The sequence below is a fragment of the Lysinibacillus sp. RS10 genome (assembly GCF_041956855.1).
GTDB classification, from domain to species: domain Bacteria; phylum Bacillota; class Bacilli; order Bacillales_A; family Planococcaceae; genus Lysinibacillus; species Lysinibacillus xylanilyticus_A.
This window is the reverse complement of the sequence record NZ_CP167122.1, coordinates 3533550-3552176: the sequence shown is the minus strand read 5'-3', so window position 1 is coordinate 3552176 and position 18627 is coordinate 3533550. Positions and strand designations below refer to the sequence as shown.

The following is an 18627-nucleotide window of genomic DNA, read 5'->3' as shown; positions in this document are numbered from 1 at the left end:
TAGCTAATTTTGTAACATCTACAAGAGCTCAATAGTTTGTCCTGTTTTAAAAGATTGTAATTTTTCCTTTAAAACGGTTTTGAGAATGTTATATCCTTTTGCTCCAGTACAATGGCAGGAAAAGATACAATTTATTTGCATTTCATTTAATGTTTTACCAATTGAAATCACTTCTTCTTTTGTCTTCCCCACAGTGTTAACTATAGGAAGCCCAATTAAATGAAATCCCCCAATGATTGCGTTGATATTCTTATTTGGAAATTTTTCAGTTATAGTTTTAGTTATGCTTACAATTCCATGATGACTACAACCGCTAAATAAAACTAGCCCATTTTCGTTTTCAATCACTAACACGATTTCGTGATTAAAATCGTCTAATTCCTTCTTCTCTCCTTTATAAAGATTTTTCGTGTATTCATTCGTTGGCTCTAAATGAATAATATGAATTCCCTTTGAAATTTCTATATCATCATCAACAAACTTCATACGATTATCATAATTATCTATAGTATCCTTAGCTCCTACATGATGATAATAGGGTCCAATTTTTAACCAATGCGATTCTAATGCATTCGAAGATAAATAAATTGGAGCATGTTTATTTACTTCATCCAAATAACGTAATCCTCCAATATGATCAGAATGACCATGAGAAACAATTACTGCATTTGCTTTGTTTAAATCGATACCTAAAGCTTGTGCATTTTTTATATAGGAGTGATCGGGGCCAAAATCAAAAATTATGTTCATTTGTTCTGTTTCTATATACAATGATAAACCATGCTTTGCTGTTAATTTTTTATCTAACTTTGAATTTTCGAGGATAGCAGTAATTTTCAAAAAAAAACCTACTTTCTATTGAAGATTTATATTTGAATACTAGACATTCTAATCTTGTTATAGTGTATTAAAGCTTTAATTTTATTTTTGCATTTTAAGTGGGAAATGTTCCGGGCTCATTGATTATATTTTACCATGTAAATGGTTTGTTACCTATTTTCGGGTTGTGTCTGTGGATGACATTTGTTGTACGTATTGTATATAAGTTGATTTCCGTTCCGACTGGACGCCCCCAGGAAAACGCCCTGTTGGGAACGGAAATTAACCACACGTTAAGTGATGAGGCTATTATTATCATTTGAAATAAGGGAAGGTAGTAGTATAAGTTAAACGGCCTTGTAAATTATCTTTGGGATTATTTGATTTCTTAAAAATTTGGGATGAAATGAACTACTTTAATTAAAATGAGCTATGATACTTTAACACTTTTTATGAGCTACTCTTACTAAAGTATATTGTTGTGACAAATACTTCCTCTTAATCTATGATTAGAAGAAAAGGGGGAATATATGATGCAGGCGACTCAAGTAGTAACCATCCAAAATAATGAAATTGTACAATTTGAAAATGATATTAATAAAGCTCTTTTAGATTTAAGTGATTATTTAATAATAGACATAAAATATAATACTCTATACATTGGGGAACAAACTGTAATTCATTCAGCTTTAATTATTTATAAATAGTGAGTGGGAATTTCCTGGAGTGTACTCAAAAGGGGATGGGGAAGCTTGTCAAAAATATATTTTTAACAATTTCTAAAAGAATTGACAAGCTTGATGTAGGGAAATGTAATTGAAAAAATATTCCCCAGGCAATCTGAGCTAAAGCGTTTTCTAGAAAAACAAGGCTAGTCCACAAAAAATCAATATATTAAATTCGATGATGAATCGATATACGATGCGGTGATTGAGAAAATAAAAATCAATTAAACATTGTTATGGGAAAATACCCGCGCAAAACCGGCAGATGTTCTGCTAAAGAAGTAAATCTAATAATCATATTTGCTTTTGCTATAGTTAATTCTAAGTCATGTTCACTTGAGCATGGCTTATTTTTATAAAAATAATGATAAAAGAAATTGCCTATCTTCAGGGAAGGTTAGTGTTAAATCCGTTATTTCGTCTTTTGATTTCCACGCAATTTCATAAATCAATTCATCAGGATCTTGTATCGTCATTTGTCCGCCAGTAATGATTGTTTCAAAATAACGAACTTCTACTACGTCATTATTTTTATGTAATACTTCTCTGACGATGTCTACTACAAATCCAGTTTCTTCATATACCTCGCGTTTACAACATGACTCAAAATTCTCAGTAGCTTCTATTCCACCTGATGGTACGGCCCAAGTTTTAGCTTCTTCTTTAGTACCTTGCAAAACCATTAATAATTGATTGTCTTCATTTAAGCAAATTCCTGCAGCTCCTTGCCATTTAACCAATATTAAAACCTCCAATCTAATGCCATCTCTTAATTCTATTTTTAACCAATAATACGGATTGTGTAAAATAAAAGGCTCATCATCATAACGTGGGGTTGATTTCCGTTCCGACTGGACGCTTTCCTGGGGGCGTCCGATGAGCCGCTTCACTCGCGCAGCTCGCTCCAGGGTCTCGGGCCTACACGATGTAGGTCACGAAGGCGTTATCACAGGACGTGATGCTCTTAGCCTTCGTTCCTCTTTCGCTAATCCCCAAGGAGTCGCCCAGTCTCCACTCCAATCAACCTATATACATAGAATACGCTTTAACAAATGTCATCCCTAACTTTTGTGTGATAAGCAAATAAAAAATAAAGCTATCTTTTTAACCAGTCCAAAGTTAGCATAAAAAGACAGGAATAACTAATTTAGATGTTTTAAGCTATAAACAAGGAGTGAGAGCAATTGAGTTGGATTGAGTCGATTCAAAAAGCAATTAATTATATCGAGGAGCATTTATTAGATGACATCGCAATGGAGCAAATTGCACGAGAGGTAAATTCTTCGGTCTTTCATTTTCAACGGACTTTCTCGATTTTAACGGATATGTCTATTGCAGATTATATAAGACGTAGAAGGCTAACATTAGCTGCACAGGAGTTAATAAATACAGAGCAAAAGGTAATCGATCTCGCCTACAAATATGGCTACGACTCTCCTGAAGCTTTCACAAAAGCGTTTCGGAAGCAGCATCAACTAACGCCTAGTGAAGCAAGAAAGAAGCAAGGACAACTACAATCATACAATCGCCTGGTCATCCAGGTAAGCCTGAAGGGAGCAGAACCAATGAAGTATAAAATCGTAGAAAAAGAAAAGTTTCAAGTGGTAGGGGTAAAAAGAACATTTAATTGTCAAAATGGTGAGAATACGCGTGGCATTCCTCAATTTTGGGATGAAATAAACAGTGAAGGGATGGATAATCGTTTATTTACATTAAATAATGGAGAAATTAAAGGAGTACTTGGTGTATGTGTACCAAATGCTGGCGAAGAAAAAAATGGCCTAATTGATTATTGGATTGCAACAGATCATATTGGGGATGTCCCGGAAAATCTATTGGCAATGGAAGTACCAGCCTCCAAATGGGTTGTGTTTGAGGTGCATGGTCCTATGCCAGATGCTATGCAAAATACTTGGAAACAAATTTACTCTGAATGGTTCCCGTCTAATCCATACGAACCTACTGGAACGGCTGAGCTTGAAGTGTACTCAGACGAAGATCCATTTAGTCCTGACCTTTATTCGGAAATTTGGATTCCGATTAAGTAACAATGAATGAAAAAGCCAAGAATGTTCATAGGTAACATTCTTGGCTTTAATATTTTTCACATCAATTTTTTTAATAAAGAATAAACATTAATGTCATAAAAAGATTCTTTTGATTCTTCAAATTCTTGAAAGGTTCCTTCAAAAGTAAAATTCAATTTCTCTAATACTTTTATAGAATTTATATTGCCAGGCTCTACTTTTGCTTCAATTCGATTTATGTCCAAGGTGGTAAAAGCGTAATCTATCAAAGCTGAAATACTTTCTGGTGCATAGCCCTTTCCCCAATAAGCTTTAGCAAAATCATAGCCAATTTCTGCTGTAGCGCTCTTAACATCAAAAGAATTGAATCCACAAGAGCCGATGATCTCATTTGATTCCTTCTCAATAATTGTTAAGCGAATAGCCTTGTACTCCTTGGCAAATTGATCAAAAAGCTCAATCATTTTCTTCGCTTGTTCTTCATGAGTAAAATTAATGATATTCATAAATTTTGTAACTTCCGGGTCAGACCAAATTTTAAATAAACTATGTGCATCAGCCATCTTCATTTTTCTTAAATATAATCTTTTTGTGTAAATTTGTTCTATCAATACTTTTACCTCCAAGTTTTTATTAAGTTAGATGAAAAATATTGCCATCTGCGCATAATTCAGTCCCTTCAAATTTTATGTACCTATTATACAGTATTTCAATATTAAACAGTAATTCTAGTAATTGTTAAAATGCTATACTGTATGAAGATATATCAAAAGAATTGAGGAAATGATAATGATCAAGGTAACCACCGAGAATTATTCGATTATCAAAGAAACAATAGGAAGGGTGCCAACATTTGTCTACAGCATACTAGATGAGGTAATAGAAGGCGCTGTCTATGCTGACAACGCGAGCTTTCATTCACTACTATTTCAAACCAACTCAGGAATATACCATGTTTATGGCGATTCGTTCAGCGAGGCATTAGTAAGTAAACTCGTGACTTTACTTCAAGAATCTATTGAACAAAGGAAACGTTTCACATTATTCTCTTATTCAGATGATTGGAGCGCAAAAATAGAGCAACGATTAAATGGTTGTGTAAAAAAACTAGAAAGATACACTTTCAGCTTTGATATAAATGCTTATAACAATAGAGAGAAACGAAATTCACTTGACTACGACTTCATTAAAATCAATCAACAACAAATTGATCATTGTTTAGAATTTGACAGTAAATATTATAAGGAATACTGGGGTTCTACTAGTAATTTTCTTGAAAATGGTTTTGGTTTTTGTCTGCGGCATGGAGACAAAATTATTAGCGAAGCGGTTTCCATTTTTAAATCGCATCAATTTGCAGAGATTGATATAGTTACTGATCCGAATTATCGAGGAAAAGGATTAGCAAGCTTCATTGCAGAGAAATTTATTGATTATTGCCTCATACATGATTTACAGCCTTGTTGGGATTGCGATATTCAAAATCAAGGATCTTATCATTTAGGCACTAAGCTAAGCTTTTCTAATCCAAAAAAATATACAGTTTTTTATAAGGAGAGGCTCACGTTGTAGAAATAACATCGTGAGCTTTCTTTATTGTTTAAAAAAATCTTTTACGCATTTCGAAAATATTGTAAAACAATTTAGCATCTCTAGCCATTTTATTATTAGCGTTCATTCGTGGCAGTAAGCAGTTTTGGAACATTTCATCGCAATATCTTGTTCTACCATATCGAGCGTAACATTCGTCGTGTAATTTGCAGCATGAATCTACAGCATTTATGGGTTTACCTGGTCCTGAACATCCTGGTCCACAGTATCTATAACCAGGGTAGCAAAAACCAAATTTGCGTTGTCTGAACATCATCTAATCTCCTTTTCTAAAAGATAATTGTTACTATAAAATATGGAATTTTTGCTTTTAGAAGGGGATTAAAAACTAATGTATTTGAAAAAAAGGTACTAACTGATGCACCAATCTATAGTTTGTAAGGTTACTGTAAGCTTAAAAAAAAACTGTTGTAAGGATGGGAAGCTATGATAGCTATAGCGCAGTAAAGTATGAAAGATAAGGAGTTTTAAAAAATGAATCCATCTGTTACTCAAAAAGAAAGAATCGTTTCCTTAGATATTATTCGTGGGTTGGCGTTATTCGGAATTTTGTTTATAAATGTAGCGGCCTACCAGGTAATAGTAGAGGGGGGACCGATGCCTGACTATAGTGGAATAAATGGTATTATTAATACGTTTATAGATATCTTTATAGAGAAGAAATTCTTTTCGATTTTTTCATTCCTCTTTGGTGTAGGTTTTTATATTTTTGCTTCACGTGCAGAAGCTCGTGGAGATAAGCCAAGATGGCGTTTTGCGAGACGTTTATTAGCATTATTACTAATTGGCATTGTTCATATTTTTATTTTCTGGGGTTCAATCCTAGCTATTTATGCAGTATTAGGTTTTTTCCTTTTACCTTTTTATAATGCAAAGATTTCAACGATTAGTAAATGGCTATTTGCTATTATTTCAGTTCATGTATTCTGCATACTCGGACAAATGTTTATGCCAAATCAAGGAGCCTTTTCAACTATTTTTAGTTTATTAGGAAATGATGCAGTCGCTATCTTCATCATGTTTTTAAGTGGTTTTTTAGTAGCAAAAGCTGATTGGATTGGACATATTAGTGAACATTTTAAACAATTAAAATGGATACAATTTGTGACATTCCCACTTTTTGCAGGCATCTCTCTTTGGATTTGGTTTGCTGCTCAAGGAGAATATCAAAATCTACAATTAATAATTGGTTTAGGGGTAATTCCGACAACGTATTTTTATTTAGCTTGTCTCTTTGTTATTTTAGAGAATAAGAAAATTGCGAAGCTTCTTAAGCCAATTGGACGAGTTGGTCAAATGGCCTTTACAAACTATTTAGCTCAAAGCTTTATTGGCCTAGCTCTTATTTCGTTAATGGGGCTTGAAGTTGTCTCTCCTTCTGATGTTGTTATCATTGCAACTTTAGTTTTTGTCATTCAAATAATCTTTAGTGTCATCTGGTTTAAATTCTTTAAAATGGGGCCATTTGAAAAGGTGTGGCGTTTTATGACATATGGAAGAAAAGCAGTGCCAAATAAATAAAACAATTTTGTGCGAAACTCCCTGATGGTAAGATGATTTCAATCTGTCAGGGAGTTTTAATGCTATTATGAAATGTATGTAATTGTAAAAAAATGAAACTTAAAGTATGAGGAGCCCGTATACTAGATAACAAAATAAAGGAGAAATGGATATGGCAATACAAATGAAAAAATATATAGCAGTGACTACGGCTTCAATTATGGCTATGCAATTAGCAGCGTGTGGGAATACAGAAACACAGACTGTTGAGGAGACTTCTACTACTTCAACTACTTCAGCTAATTCACATAATTTTACGGAACAAAATAATACGACAACAGCTGGCGAAGATTTACAAAGTGTCTATGATAGCGACATGGCAAATGCATGTGATGAATGGAAAGAAAATGATGATGGTTCTTTCGAGTGTTTAGATGAGAATTCGCCTCATTATGCACAGCATTTCTTTAATGGACTTATGTATGCATCTGCCGGAGCAATGATAGGAAGTGCCATTTATAAAAGTCGCAATTTAAAGAATGGTACAAATAGAAAGGATGAAAGTCAAGGTTCAGCAGCACCACGTACGACTAAAAGCAATACTAGCGAAAGTAAAAATACGAAATCAAATGGAATGACAACGAATGGCTCTCAAAAAACATCTGGTACAACATCAGGTAGCTCAAATAGCTCAACAACAAATAGCTCAAATTCAAATACAAGCGGTTCCAAGTCTTATTCGAGTGGCAAGCGTTCGTACTCAAATAGTTCAGGTTCATCGTCGAATAGTACTAATTCTTATTCAAATCACTCGTCATCCAGCACAGGAAAATCAGGCTTTGGGTCAGGTGGTGCCTCTCGAGGCGGCTCTTCATCTTCGTAAAAGGAGAAAACAATATGGACAATTATTTTCAACAACGCCAAGCATTTTATTCTCAATTTCCTAATTTCTTTCCAGACTTTGAGGATTTAGAGTATGCCTTATATGACGTCCTAGATTTACCTAAAGAGAGAATCGATGAAATCAACTATGCATCTACTATACTTTGGAAAATATTTTTGAAGGTTGGCAAACAATTTAAGTATTTATCGGATGAACAGCTTTTAGCACTGGGCATTCGTTCTGAGATGATACCCTATATCGAATTAGGTTATTTACAACAACAATCGGTACTTGCTCGCTTTGATTTTATTTGTACTGAGGACGGGCAAATAAAATGCCTTGAATTAAATGGTGAAACGCCATTTCTTGTCCAAGAAACTTTTGAGATAAATGAAGTGCTCTGTCAGCATTTAGGGTTCGATAGTCCGAATGATGTTTCAGCATTACATAAAACCTTGTCCGGTGCACTTTTTGCGGCTATGCATTATTTAAATGATTTGAAAAAACCTAAAATCGTCATTACAGGGAAAACAGCTGCAGAAGATTATGAGGAATATTGTCAGGTACAGTTTTTAAAGAAATGTATACCTTTTGATGTGGAATATGTGCCTATGCATGAGCTCATTATTTTTTCTAGTGACACTGCTAATATAGCTCGAGGCCTTTATACGCCTACAATGGAGAAAATTGATATTTTGTATCGTCCTGCACACCCAGTAGAGTTTTTAATAGATGATGTGTCTTCCGATGGTGATCGTATAGGTCTGCAATTACTGGAACTTGTAAAAGATGGACAGCTTGCTATTATCAACGCACCCGCTGCATATATACTGCAATCCAAAATTTTATTATGGCTAATTTGGGAACGAAAAAATGATCCTTTTCTTTTTAATGCAGAAGAACGAGCGGCTATTCAAAAATATATGTTGCCAACGTATCTTTCGGCAGAGCCATTTGTTCGGGAAAATTTGCCGTTTGTCAAAAAGCCTGTCTATTCGCGGGAAGGGAATACTGTAGAAATTTATGCAGGGGATGGTACGAAAACGAATGCCTCTGCGTATACCCATTATGACGATAATTTGTTTATTTATCAGCAGTATGTAGAAATGCCATCTATAACGATAAAGCTAAAGGATGGATTACAGACAAAGAAATGGTTAATCGGCTCATTTATTGCTGATAATCGTGCATGTGGCTTATCCTGTAGAGTAGGCAATCAAATTACAGAATGGGATTCGCACTGGTTAGCCATTGGATATAAGAAAGAGTCTAATTAAAAATCGGCGAAACTTTTCATAAAGTTTCGCCGATTTTTATAGCTGGATTACTCATTCCAGCCTTTACAAACGTCAACCCATTCTTGATAGGGGGTATAGGTTTCTAATTCAGAAATAGTAAGTTCAATAGCGGAATTACTACTACCACATGCAGGGAATACCGTTGTAAAGCGTTTAAGTGATTCATCTAAGTAAATAGCGACCCCTGCATTCACGCCGAAAGGACAAACACCTCCTACTTCATGTCCAATTTTTTCAAGTACTTCATCTTTTCCAAGCATCTTCGCCTTTGTGCCAAAGATGGCTTTATATTTTGCATTGTCGATTTTGGCATCGCCCGCAGCAACAATTAATATAGCCCCATCATTCACTTGAAAGGACAAGGATTTTGCAATACGTTCAGGCTCACATCCGAGTGCCTGTGCCGCAAGTTCAACAGTCGCTGAGCTTTCGTTTAACTCCTGTATTTTGTGTTCCACATTCCATTGTGCTAAATATTTACGAACTTTTTCAATAGCCATATGTAATACCTCCTTACAATACTAGGTTTTATTTTATCATAATTTTCAGAATATATTGTTGTTTATCTTTCGGAAATAATCTAGTATAAATAAAGTTAGTATAAAATTACACTTTTTCATAACGGTACATTCCACTCATATCTGAATCTTATGCTGTGACAGTAGGAACAGATCATCTGAATGTAAAAAAGTTATCAGGTGAAGGACAAGTACTAGTTGGAAAAGTAGAATATGTACTAGTGGAAAATGACAAAATAGTTTGCTATACTAGTAACATAATCATATACGATAGTTTTCTAGGGTTCCGTAGCAATTGCTAGTCTGGTCCGAGAGAAAACCACAAATTGAATTTGTGACACGGAAGGATAAAAGCCTGGGAGAGAGTACTGTTTACAGCAGTGTTCCTTAGGCTTTTTTTATTTGACTAAATTGAGGCGTGTTCAGAGGGAAAGAAACGCTCATGGAGAGAAGAAAACTGCTCCGCTTCAAAAGAGAAGTAATCAGGTAGGGTAGAAAACTGCTCGGCTTCAAAAGGGAAGTGATTAGGTCGGCCAGAAAATCGTTCTGCCACTAATAAGAACTAACCAGGAGGCAAGAAAATCTACTCCACTCTCGCCAAGTATAGAACTGCTTAATGATAGTCATTCCGTTCGTGTTTATCAATAAAATGGAGGAATTCGCAATGAACAAACAATGGTTAAGTGTTATAATTGCTGCTTTTTTTGAAGTAGGCTGGGTCATTGGTTTAAAGCATGCAGGAAGTGTACTTGAATGGATGGGTACCGTTATTGCAATTTTTGTTAGTTTTTATTTACTAATTAAGGCGGGAGAAAGTTTACCAGTTGGTACTGTTTATGCGATATTCGTAGGCTTGGGTACAGCGGGAACTGTGTGTGCGGATAGTTTGCTGTTTGGAGAGCCGTGGAAGCTAGCCAAAATTTTATGTATCGTCGTTTTACTTGTAGGGGTCGTAGGCTTAAAGCTTGTGACGGGGGAACCTAAAGATAAAGAGGTGAATGAATAGTGGCATGGATTGTATTAGTAGTTGCAGGCTTATGTGAGATGATGGGTGTTTATATGATTAGTAAATATAATGAAGTTAAGAGTATGAAAAATTTGGCATTATTAATTTTTGTATTTACGCTAAGCTTTGCTGGTCTAGCGTATGCTATGAAAACATTACCGATGGGTACAGCATATGCAATTTGGACAGGAATTGGAGCTGCAGGTGGTGCTTTGCTTGGTATGCTACTTTTTAATGAATCCAAGGACTGGAGACGTGTGGTTTGCATTGCCCTTGTTTTAGGGGCAGCGATATTTTTGAAAATACTATCTTAACTAATATTGATAAAATGTTAATCAAGTAGAAAGATAAAAATTTAAATGTAAGCATGATGTCCTTCATTATAATCTATAGGTAAAGCTGAACTTTTTCGGAATTTGAAAAAGTTCGGCTTTTTATTTACAAAAAAGACAGACAACCATTCATCGGTTGTCTGTCAATTTTTGAAATTATTTTTTTACATCCTTCGTCCATTCAGCCACTTTGTCTGCATTGGCTTCTACCCAGTCTTTAGCAGCTTCTTTTGGGTCTTTGCCATCCATAATTTCTAGCATAACAGTCTCTAAATCTTCAGCTGTCCAGTGGAAGTTATCTAGTACAGAATAGACATCTGGTTGATCTTCTTTTAAACCTTTTCGAGCAAATGTATTTATCGTTTCTTCGCCGCCATAAACACCTTTTGGATCTTCTAAGTATTTAAGATCATATTTAGCGAATTTCCAGTGAGGAGACCAGCCTGTTACGATAATGTCTTCTTTATTTTTAATTGCTTTAGCAAGTGAAGTTGTCATAGCACCAGATGAAGAGGTTAATAGATTCCAATCTGCTAAGTTATCATATTCCTCTAAAGCTTTTTCTGTAGCAGCAGTAATCCCAGCTCCTGGCTCGATACCTGTAATCGTATGATCTGCTTCATTTGTTAAATCCTCAATCGAATTAACGTCCATATAGTTTGGTACGACTAAGCCTATTTTGGCACCAGTAAGGTTTTCACCTAGCTCATCAAGATCATCCTTATATTTTTCATACTGAGGGCCATGTGTATTTGGTAACCATGCAGCCACCATTCCGTCTGCTTCACCTTTTGAAACTGCTTCCCACATAATAGCGTTATCGAGTGGTGTTAATGTTACATTGTAGCCTAAATCCTCGAGCACCTGCCCAACTACATGTGTTGAAGCAATTTCTGTATCCCATTCTACGTAAGCTAGATTGACGTCCTTTGAGTCACCACTGCTCTTACTAGAATCATCGCCGCTACATGCAGCTAGTAAAAAACCAAGTCCTAAAGCCATTCCTAATTTAGATAATGTTTTCAGTTTCATCGAATCTTCCTTCCTTATTTTAATAAACTTCGAAACATAAATCCTAGTAATAAAAGTGGAAAACTAGGACTTTCACTAATGATTTTGCCTCTTTTAAACGGCTTTCTTCTTATTAAAGCTTTGTGTTAAGCGGTCTATAATGATAGCGAAAATAACAAGACTTAAACCGGCAACAAAGCCATTCCCAACCTGTGTACGTTGGAGTGCAGTTAATACTTCACGTCCTAAGCCAGGTGCACCAATCATTGAGGCGATTACAACCATGGAAAGTGATAGCATAACTGTTTGGTTGATCCCAGCCATAATAGTTGATTTCGCAAGAGGGATCTCCACTTTAAATAGTTTCTGACTTGCCGTACTACCGTATGAATCCGCAGCTTCCACTAATTCTTTTGGTACTTGGCGAATACCTAGGTTTGTCATACGTACAGTTGGTGGTAGGGCGAAAATCACGGATGCAAATACGCCAGGTACTATCCCAATTCCAAAGAATGCAACAGCGGGGATTAAGTATACGAAGCCAGGCATCGTTTGCATGAAATCGAGTATAGGTTTAATAATGTTTTCTGCTATTGTTGATTTGGACATTAAAATGCCCAGTGGAATACCGATTATGATTGAAATAATACTTGAAAAGAGCACGAGCGTAGTTGTTTCCATAAGATGTGTCCATAAGCCTTGATTATAAATAAATAGCAAGCCTAATAGTGAAAACGTTGCGAGCCCGAATTTTTTACCAGTAACGAAAAAGGCGAAAATAACCACAAGTAAGATCAGAACAATGGCAGGGATGCTAACTAATAAATCCGTAACCTGATTCATGAGTAGTTTTCCATTTTTTTGAATTGAGTCAAAGAATACTGAAAAATTACTCGTCAACCAGTCCATAGCTGATTCTACCCACGGAGCCAGTGGTATAGCTGGTATATTATCTAAGAAATTATACATGTGTAGTTGCCTCCTCATCGCTAGTTGAAAGTGCTTCGATAACAACGCCACGGATGAGAACACCTAGTAAGCGTTCATCTTTTACAACTGCAATAGGAGTAGGAGAATTATGAATCATACCTAAAATATCCTGTAAAAGCATATCTGGTGGAACGGTTAACACCTCTGATTGAACTATTGAATGCACCGTTTGTTCATGTTTTTTAGCAGCAGCTAATGCGTCGTCAGCGGTAATATAACCTTTTAAATGTCGATTTTTGTCAACTGCCATCAGCAAACTAACAGCTTCTTGACGCATTCTTTTAAGTGCTACGGTCGGTCCATCTAAATCTACATTGACATATACCGGTCGAACCATGACATTTTCAGCTGTTAGTACTTTAGAGCGATCGACATCTTCCACGAAAGTTTTTACATAATCATTTGCTGGATTCGTTAAAATTTCTTCCCCTGTACCAATTTGAATGATTGAGCCATCTTTCATAATGGCGATACGATCACCAATACGCAGTGCTTCATTCAAATCGTGGGTGATAAATAAAATTGTTTTCTTTAATGTACGTTGTAAATCGAGTAACTCATCTTGCATTTCTTTTCGAATTAATGGATCAAGTGCAGAAAAAGCTTCATCCATTAGTAATATTTCAGGATCATTAGCAAGTGCGCGTGCTAATCCAACACGCTGTTGCATACCACCTGATAGTTGACTCGGATATTGGTCTTTATAAGCAAGCAAGCCTGCATTTTCGAGAGCCTGTTCCGCTTTTGCTTGACGTTCTTCCTTTGAGATGCCTCTGATTTCAAGGCCATATTCAGTATTTTGAAGAAGTGTACGATGGGGGAATAAACCGAAGTTTTGAAAGACCATACTCATTTTGTTTCTTCTTACATTACGTAAACTCTCTTTACCCATTTTAGAAATATTATCTCCATCGATAAAAATATTTCCGCTTGTAGGTTCTATAAGACGGTTTAAAAGTCGGATAAGTGTAGATTTTCCGCTTCCTGATAATCCCATAATAACGAAGATTTCACCTTCATTCACAGTAAAACTTGCATCGTATACACCAACAGTTGCACCTGTTTCTTTTAAGATATCAGTCTTGCTTTTTTGTTGCTTGACGAGTTCTAATGCTTGAGGAATATGTTTTCCGAAAACTTTAGAAACATGTTCCACTTTAATTTTTTCCAATAGAACCACTCCTTTCATAGTTCAAATTTCGCCTTGGCGTAATTAACATGATGTTGTTCACTCGGGCGTTTTCACAGGATGTGATGTCCTTAGTCTGAGTTCCTCTATTACAGTAGGTGTTTGGACACTCCCTGAATGAAGATAAATACTATTTGAGGATAATGATACCCAAAAATAAACAAGTAACAACTTAACACTAACAAAGGGTTGTTACTTTTGTCAAATCGACAAATGAGAAAAAAACCGCTTAAACGCTGTTATATCAGCGCTTAAGCGGTTTTTAATTTGGATATAAAAAACTCTGAACCCGAGCGAAACATTCGTCATTACCGATAAAGTAAATGATATCTCCTTCTTCAAAAGATACATAAGGACCAGGTGACAGTAATAATTCATTTCCACGACGAATACCAACAATCGTACTAGATGTATTTTGCCAAAAATTTAATGTTTGTACAGTCTGATGGATACAAGGACTTTCAGCTGTCATCTCTAATTGATACGGGATAAATGGGTTGACGGATCGGAAATGTTCAGTTCGACTAATTAGTTGTTTAGTCTTTTCCTGCAAATTTATTAATTCTAGGTGCTGTTTCTGAATACTAGTCATAAGTTCATTTTGTATTTCATGAACAGATTGAACATCATGGAATTGGCGGACAAAATGCGCAGCCTTTTCGTATGATTTAATGATGACCCCACTGCCTTTAGAGGCCTCCACAATTTCCAAGTCTTGCAAAACAGCAATCGCTCTTCTTGCAGTTTCTGCAGAAACATTATATTGGCTAGCAAGCGAGGATCTCGCATAAATTTTATCCCCGATTTGATATTTTCTTTCCACAATTTTTGAGGCTATATCAACAGCTATTTGTTGGTACTTTGGCTGCTTCACCTGAACATTTTTTTCTAAGTTCATTCTAAACTTCCTTTCGTCATTACAGTTACCACAGCTTATTATAGACTAGCCTGCACAGAAAAAATAGCATCTCCATAAGCTATTAGTATATGATAAAAATGTCTTGTAGCAGTTTTTTATACTGATTAATTTTATAATAGATTAGAAGCAGTTGTTTGACAGCTTTCAGTTATTATTATAAACTAAGTTACATTATGTAAGTGTTGTGAAAATACAAGTGCTCAGTTAGTAGATTTAGCTAGCTGTTAACATATAGAAGGTTGGAGAAAAATATGACAATTACAACTAAAGTTATGGATATAGTGAAAGACAAAATGACAATCATGAAGCAATCTGAAACTGAAAATATTTGTCTAGTTGGTCCGGTAAAATTACCGATAAAACAAGGTGATTTTTCAGCAACATTTCAATGGTACAACTGGTTAAAAGTAGATGCCGAACTATCAAAAGAAGAAATTATTGATGGATTAGCATCTGCGAATTTAGCGTTTTTACAACAATCGTCAGTGCTTGTTTATGGAGATTTCGCAAATGCGGAGGATGCTTTAATTCGTATGCACAGCATTTGTCATACAGGTGATATTTTTGGAAGCCAGCGCTGTGACTGTGGTTATCAATTACATGAATCGATGAAAATGATTGTGGAGCATGGCTGTGGAGCTATTTTCTATTTAGCAGATCATGAAGGTCGTGGCATCGGGCTATTCTCGAAATCTCTTGCTTATTTATTACAAGAAGAGGGGTTAGATACCGTTGAAGCAAATCATGCTCTCGGCTTCCAAGACGATACTCGTTCTTATGAAGATGCCATTACTGTATTAGCTGCACTTCGTTCAAAAGCAGTTACACTCATTACCAATAATCCGAAGAAGCTTGCTGCATTGCAGGCGCATGGCTTAGCAGCGGACGGACATGTCCCATTATGGGGAGGGGTAACGGAGACAAACCGTTTTTATTTAGACACAAAAGTTGAAAAATCTGGACATATACGAGAAAAGAAGTAAGTGGAGGATTTGAAGATGACGACAGATGAAAAATATATGCAGCTAGCACTCGATTTAGCAGCTAGTGCTAGAGGAAATACGAACCCTAATCCACTTGTTGGGGCCGTAATCGTGAAAGATGATGTAATCGTTGGAACCGGTTTACACAGAAAAGCAGGTGAACCGCATGCAGAGGTACACGCATTCCGGATGGCTGGTGAACATGCTAAAGGTGCGACACTTTATGTAACGCTTGAGCCATGTTCACATTATGGAAAAACACCTCCATGTGCAAATTTAGTGAAGGATTCAGCTGTTAGTCGTGTTGTTGTAGCCATGCAAGATCCTAATCCGGCTGTAGCTGGGCGTGGTATTCAACTGTTACGAGATGCGGGCATAGAGGTTGCGGTAGGTGTGCTTGAAGCCCAAGCGCAACGCTTAAATGAACGCTTCATTCACAATATGCTAACAAAACGACCGTTTATTATTTCAAAATTTGCGATGACTTTAGATGGAAAAATAGCTGCCCATACGGGTCATTCCAAATGGGTAACTGGTGAGGCAGCACGTGAGGATGTTCACCATATTCGTCATGAGGTGGATGGGATTTTAGTGGGTGTTGGTACAGTCATAGCCGACAATCCATCATTAACGACAAGATTAAAAGAAGATTACGGAAAAAATCCAGTACGCATTATTATGGATAGCTTACTTCGTACACCAGCACATGCTAATGTACTAAATGTTGAAGAAGCTAAAACGATTATTGTTTGTAGTGAGAATGCCAGCCACGAAAAAATAACAGCGTTCGAAGAAAAAGGCGTAACTGTATTACCAGTTCGACATGAATCTGAGGGGCTTGTTGTGGATGATATGCTTGAAAAACTATATCAATATGGCATTACTGATATTTTGGTAGAAGGTGGAAGTGCCGTAAACTCTTCATTTTTACAGCAAGGTGCTATCAATAAATATGTGATTTACATAGCGCCAAAGGTACTCGGTGGTCGTTTATCATTAACACCTTTTGCTGGTCATAATCCGTCTACCATGGATGAGGCATGGGATGTAGAATTTGCTTCGTTTGAGCAAGTAGGGCAAGATTTACGTATTATTGCTTATCCGAAGAAAACTGAGAGAAACTAACGGTCAAGCAGAAGTATGGATCGTAGGGGATGGGCCGAGTGGCGTGGTCATTACTTTCGTCACTTGCGCAGGTGTTAAAATGAAGAAGACGTTGGCAATTTGTTGGGGAAGTTTTAGTGAAGCAAAAAGAAAAAGCTTCATAACAAGGCTTCTTGAAGGGAAGAAAAACTAGATGAAATTTGGCTTTGATATAGATGACACACTTATTGATTTACGAGCACACGCTTTTTCACTCTATAATAAAAAGCTTGGTAAAAATGTTGCATTAGAAGCATTTCAAGCCTTACAAAGAGTAGAAATCCACGAACCTTTTGGATTATCAGACACAGAAGGAGCGGCGATGTGGAATCGTTCATTAGAGGATATATATTTTACGGACTGTCCTTCTTTTGAGGGAGCGCTAGAAACACTCCAAGCTTTGGCACAACAGGGACATGAGATTTACTATATTACTTCACGTCCTAAACAGTATTGTGAGCAAACACGTGAATGGATGAGGGCACAAGGTTTCCCAGTCACAGAAGGTCACTTTTTCTGCGGCATGCAAGATACAGAAAAAGTAGCAATCATAAAAGAACTTGCTTTAGATGTTTATGTAGATGATAAACCAGCTGTATTAGAAACACTTCAAGATGTGAAGACAAAAGTAATTTTAAAAAATCAATCGTATAACAAGCATGTTGAACTGCCACGCTTAAATCATTGGCATGATTTTTTAAGATTAACAAATAATTAAAGCATTAAACCCGAATAGAGGACACTTTAAAAGTGAACCTATTCGGGTTTATTTATTGTTCCTATTAATACAATTGCTCTTCGATTTGTAATACAACGCTCTGAATAGTTTCAATTAATAAATTTTCATCGTAGTCACTATATCGTACTTCTGGTATAACGAGTGACACCGATGCAATTATTTGGTTAGAAGCGTTTAAAATTGGTGCAGATAAAGAACATGCTCCGCGCACACGTTCGCTATTACTTTTTGCAAAACGTTGTAAACGGATATGCTGTAATTCCTTCAATAGCTGCTCTTTTGAAAGTATTGTATGATCAGTGATGGACTCAAGACTTATATTCTCTACATATTCATCAACATTGGGCATAAAAGCGAGCAATATTTTAGATGATGCACCTGCATAAAGGGGGGAGGTGTCACCAACAAACATTTTCGTTGAAAGCGGATATGTTGAATCATAGTTTAAAATACATCGTCTCTCCAATCCATCAATAATATTCATAGAAACACTTTCACCGATTTCTTCGTTTAGCTTTTTCAAGATAGGTTCAGCGACAATAATAAGGCTTGATTCTTCTTTTACTAAATTTCCTAAATATAGAAGTGAATGACCTAATTGATAGCGCTTTGTACGTTCATCTTTGTGAAGAAAGCCTTCGTATACAAAGGTAGAAACGAAGCGCTGTAAACTGGAAATGCTTATCCCTGTTTTTTTACTTAACTCAGTTAGGGAAAGGCTAGGCTCATCTTTTGAAAAAGCTTTTAACACTTTAATAGCTTTGTGCAGCGATGACATTGTATAGTTTTTTTCGAAAATTTCCTGATTCATCCCGTCACCTACGTAATAAAATTTTCTTCGACTTCCGCCGGAGGATTTATCTTCATATATGCATGCCGTTATGTTTTTGAGCATAGAAACATTTATTAGTTGAAGATAAAATTTACTTCTATT

At 36.1% G+C, this 18627-nt stretch carries 21 protein-coding genes and 1 riboswitch; of the genes, 11 read left to right on the top strand and 10 right to left on the bottom strand.

Annotation, left to right across the window (positions count from 1 at the left end; all coding sequences use genetic code 11):
• Window positions 1–18: 18 nt before the first annotated feature.
• A complete protein-coding gene (locus tag ACB089_RS18140; protein ID WP_374963247.1) occupies window positions 19–840 on the bottom strand; it encodes an MBL fold metallo-hydrolase in 822 nt (273 codons plus the stop codon).
• A 509-nt stretch (window positions 841–1349) separates the two neighbouring features.
• On the opposite strand from ACB089_RS18140, the gene ACB089_RS18135 reads away from it, so the two are divergent.
• Entirely contained in the window at window positions 1350–1526 is a 177-nt protein-coding gene (locus ACB089_RS18135; RefSeq protein WP_374963246.1) for a sporulation protein Cse60, read from the top strand.
• A 371-nt stretch (window positions 1527–1897) separates the two neighbouring features.
• Here ACB089_RS18135 and ACB089_RS18130 read toward each other — a convergent pair whose 3' ends face one another.
• Window positions 1898–2284, bottom strand: coding sequence for an NUDIX hydrolase (locus ACB089_RS18130; protein ID WP_374963244.1), 387 nt, complete (start codon window positions 2282–2284; stop codon window positions 1898–1900).
• 444 nt (window positions 2285–2728) lie between these two features.
• Between ACB089_RS18130 and ACB089_RS18125 the strand changes: the two genes are divergently transcribed.
• On the top strand, window positions 2729–3592 hold the full coding sequence (locus ACB089_RS18125) for an effector binding domain-containing protein (protein ID WP_374963242.1): 864 nt from the start codon (window positions 2729–2731) through the stop codon (window positions 3590–3592).
• A gap of 56 nt (window positions 3593–3648) precedes the next feature.
• Here ACB089_RS18125 and ACB089_RS18120 read toward each other — a convergent pair whose 3' ends face one another.
• On the bottom strand, window positions 3649–4182 hold the full coding sequence (locus tag ACB089_RS18120; RefSeq protein WP_374963240.1) for a GNAT family N-acetyltransferase: 534 nt from the start codon (window positions 4180–4182) through the stop codon (window positions 3649–3651).
• 178 nt (window positions 4183–4360) lie between these two features.
• Here ACB089_RS18120 and ACB089_RS18115 point away from each other — a divergent pair, with 178 nt between their 5' ends.
• On the top strand, window positions 4361–5143 hold the full coding sequence (locus tag ACB089_RS18115) for a GNAT family N-acetyltransferase (RefSeq protein WP_374963238.1): 783 nt from the start codon (window positions 4361–4363) through the stop codon (window positions 5141–5143).
• A gap of 28 nt (window positions 5144–5171) precedes the next feature.
• On the opposite strand, the gene ACB089_RS18110 is transcribed toward ACB089_RS18115, so the two are convergent.
• Window positions 5172–5435: a Parvovirus coat protein VP1-like protein gene (locus ACB089_RS18110; RefSeq protein ID WP_374963236.1), complete on the bottom strand. Its 264-nt coding sequence runs from the start codon at window positions 5433–5435 to the stop codon at window positions 5172–5174.
• Window positions 5436–5656: 221 nt separating this feature from the next.
• On the opposite strand from ACB089_RS18110, the gene ACB089_RS18105 reads away from it, so the two are divergent.
• From ACB089_RS18105 to ACB089_RS18095, 3 genes are all read left to right on the top strand, one after another.
• A complete protein-coding gene (locus ACB089_RS18105) occupies window positions 5657–6703 on the top strand; it encodes a DUF418 domain-containing protein (protein WP_374963234.1) in 1047 nt (348 codons plus the stop codon).
• Between the two features lie 151 nt (window positions 6704–6854).
• Window positions 6855–7565 (top strand): hypothetical protein, encoded by a 711-nt coding sequence (locus ACB089_RS18100; protein ID WP_374963232.1) that lies wholly within the window; start codon window positions 6855–6857, stop codon window positions 7563–7565.
• 14 nt (window positions 7566–7579) lie between these two features.
• A complete protein-coding gene (locus ACB089_RS18095) occupies window positions 7580–8842 on the top strand; it encodes a glutathionylspermidine synthase family protein (RefSeq protein WP_374963230.1) in 1263 nt (420 codons plus the stop codon).
• Between the two features lie 47 nt (window positions 8843–8889).
• Here ACB089_RS18095 and ACB089_RS18090 read toward each other — a convergent pair whose 3' ends face one another.
• Entirely contained in the window at window positions 8890–9363 is a 474-nt protein-coding gene (locus ACB089_RS18090) for a YbaK/EbsC family protein (RefSeq protein ID WP_068982982.1), read from the bottom strand.
• 285 nt (window positions 9364–9648) lie between these two features.
• Window positions 9649–9745, top strand: a riboswitch (guanidine-I (ykkC/yxkD leader).
• Between the two features lie 300 nt (window positions 9746–10045).
• Here ACB089_RS18090 and ACB089_RS18085 point away from each other — a divergent pair.
• Together ACB089_RS18085 and ACB089_RS18080 are read left to right on the top strand one after the other, a co-directional pair.
• Window positions 10046–10387: a multidrug efflux SMR transporter gene (locus ACB089_RS18085; RefSeq protein WP_068982981.1), complete on the top strand. Its 342-nt coding sequence runs from the start codon at window positions 10046–10048 to the stop codon at window positions 10385–10387.
• Complete coding sequence (locus ACB089_RS18080) at window positions 10387–10701, top strand: DMT family transporter (protein ID WP_374963228.1); 315 nt, start codon at window positions 10387–10389, stop codon at window positions 10699–10701. Before ACB089_RS18085 ends, ACB089_RS18080 begins: the two co-directional genes overlap by 1 nt.
• A 174-nt stretch (window positions 10702–10875) precedes the next feature.
• Here ACB089_RS18080 and ACB089_RS18075 read toward each other — a convergent pair whose 3' ends face one another.
• The 4 genes from ACB089_RS18075 to ACB089_RS18060 form a co-directional block, all read right to left on the bottom strand.
• Window positions 10876–11751: a glycine betaine ABC transporter substrate-binding protein gene (locus ACB089_RS18075; RefSeq protein WP_374963226.1), complete on the bottom strand. Its 876-nt coding sequence runs from the start codon at window positions 11749–11751 to the stop codon at window positions 10876–10878.
• 93 nt (window positions 11752–11844) lie between these two features.
• The gene (locus ACB089_RS18070) at window positions 11845–12699 is read right to left on the bottom strand and encodes a proline/glycine betaine ABC transporter permease (RefSeq protein WP_068982978.1); all 855 of its coding nucleotides are present in this window, start codon (window positions 12697–12699) and stop codon (window positions 11845–11847) included.
• Window positions 12692–13891: a glycine betaine/L-proline ABC transporter ATP-binding protein gene (locus ACB089_RS18065; RefSeq protein ID WP_374963224.1), complete on the bottom strand. Its 1200-nt coding sequence runs from the start codon at window positions 13889–13891 to the stop codon at window positions 12692–12694. The genes ACB089_RS18070 and ACB089_RS18065 overlap by 8 nt, the downstream gene beginning before the upstream one ends.
• 280 nt (window positions 13892–14171) lie before the next feature.
• The gene (locus ACB089_RS18060) at window positions 14172–14807 is read right to left on the bottom strand and encodes a TrkA C-terminal domain-containing protein (protein WP_374963222.1); all 636 of its coding nucleotides are present in this window, start codon (window positions 14805–14807) and stop codon (window positions 14172–14174) included.
• Between the two features lie 272 nt (window positions 14808–15079).
• On the opposite strand from ACB089_RS18060, the gene ACB089_RS18055 reads away from it, so the two are divergent.
• The 3 genes from ACB089_RS18055 (at window position 15080) to ACB089_RS18045 (ending at window position 17672) form a co-directional block, all read left to right on the top strand.
• Window positions 15080–15811 (top strand): GTP cyclohydrolase II, encoded by a 732-nt coding sequence (locus ACB089_RS18055; protein ID WP_374963220.1) that lies wholly within the window; start codon window positions 15080–15082, stop codon window positions 15809–15811.
• A gap of 15 nt (window positions 15812–15826) precedes the next feature.
• Entirely contained in the window at window positions 15827–16936 is a 1110-nt protein-coding gene (ribD, locus tag ACB089_RS18050; RefSeq protein WP_374963218.1) for a bifunctional diaminohydroxyphosphoribosylaminopyrimidine deaminase/5-amino-6-(5-phosphoribosylamino)uracil reductase RibD, read from the top strand.
• A 172-nt stretch (window positions 16937–17108) separates the two neighbouring features.
• On the top strand, window positions 17109–17672 hold the full coding sequence (locus ACB089_RS18045) for a hypothetical protein (RefSeq protein WP_374963217.1): 564 nt from the start codon (window positions 17109–17111) through the stop codon (window positions 17670–17672).
• A gap of 64 nt (window positions 17673–17736) precedes the next feature.
• Here ACB089_RS18045 and ACB089_RS18040 read toward each other — a convergent pair whose 3' ends face one another.
• Window positions 17737–18504, bottom strand: a complete 768-nt coding sequence (locus ACB089_RS18040) for an IclR family transcriptional regulator (protein ID WP_374963215.1) — start codon at window positions 18502–18504, stop codon at window positions 17737–17739.
• Window positions 18505–18627: the final 123 nt, after the last annotated feature.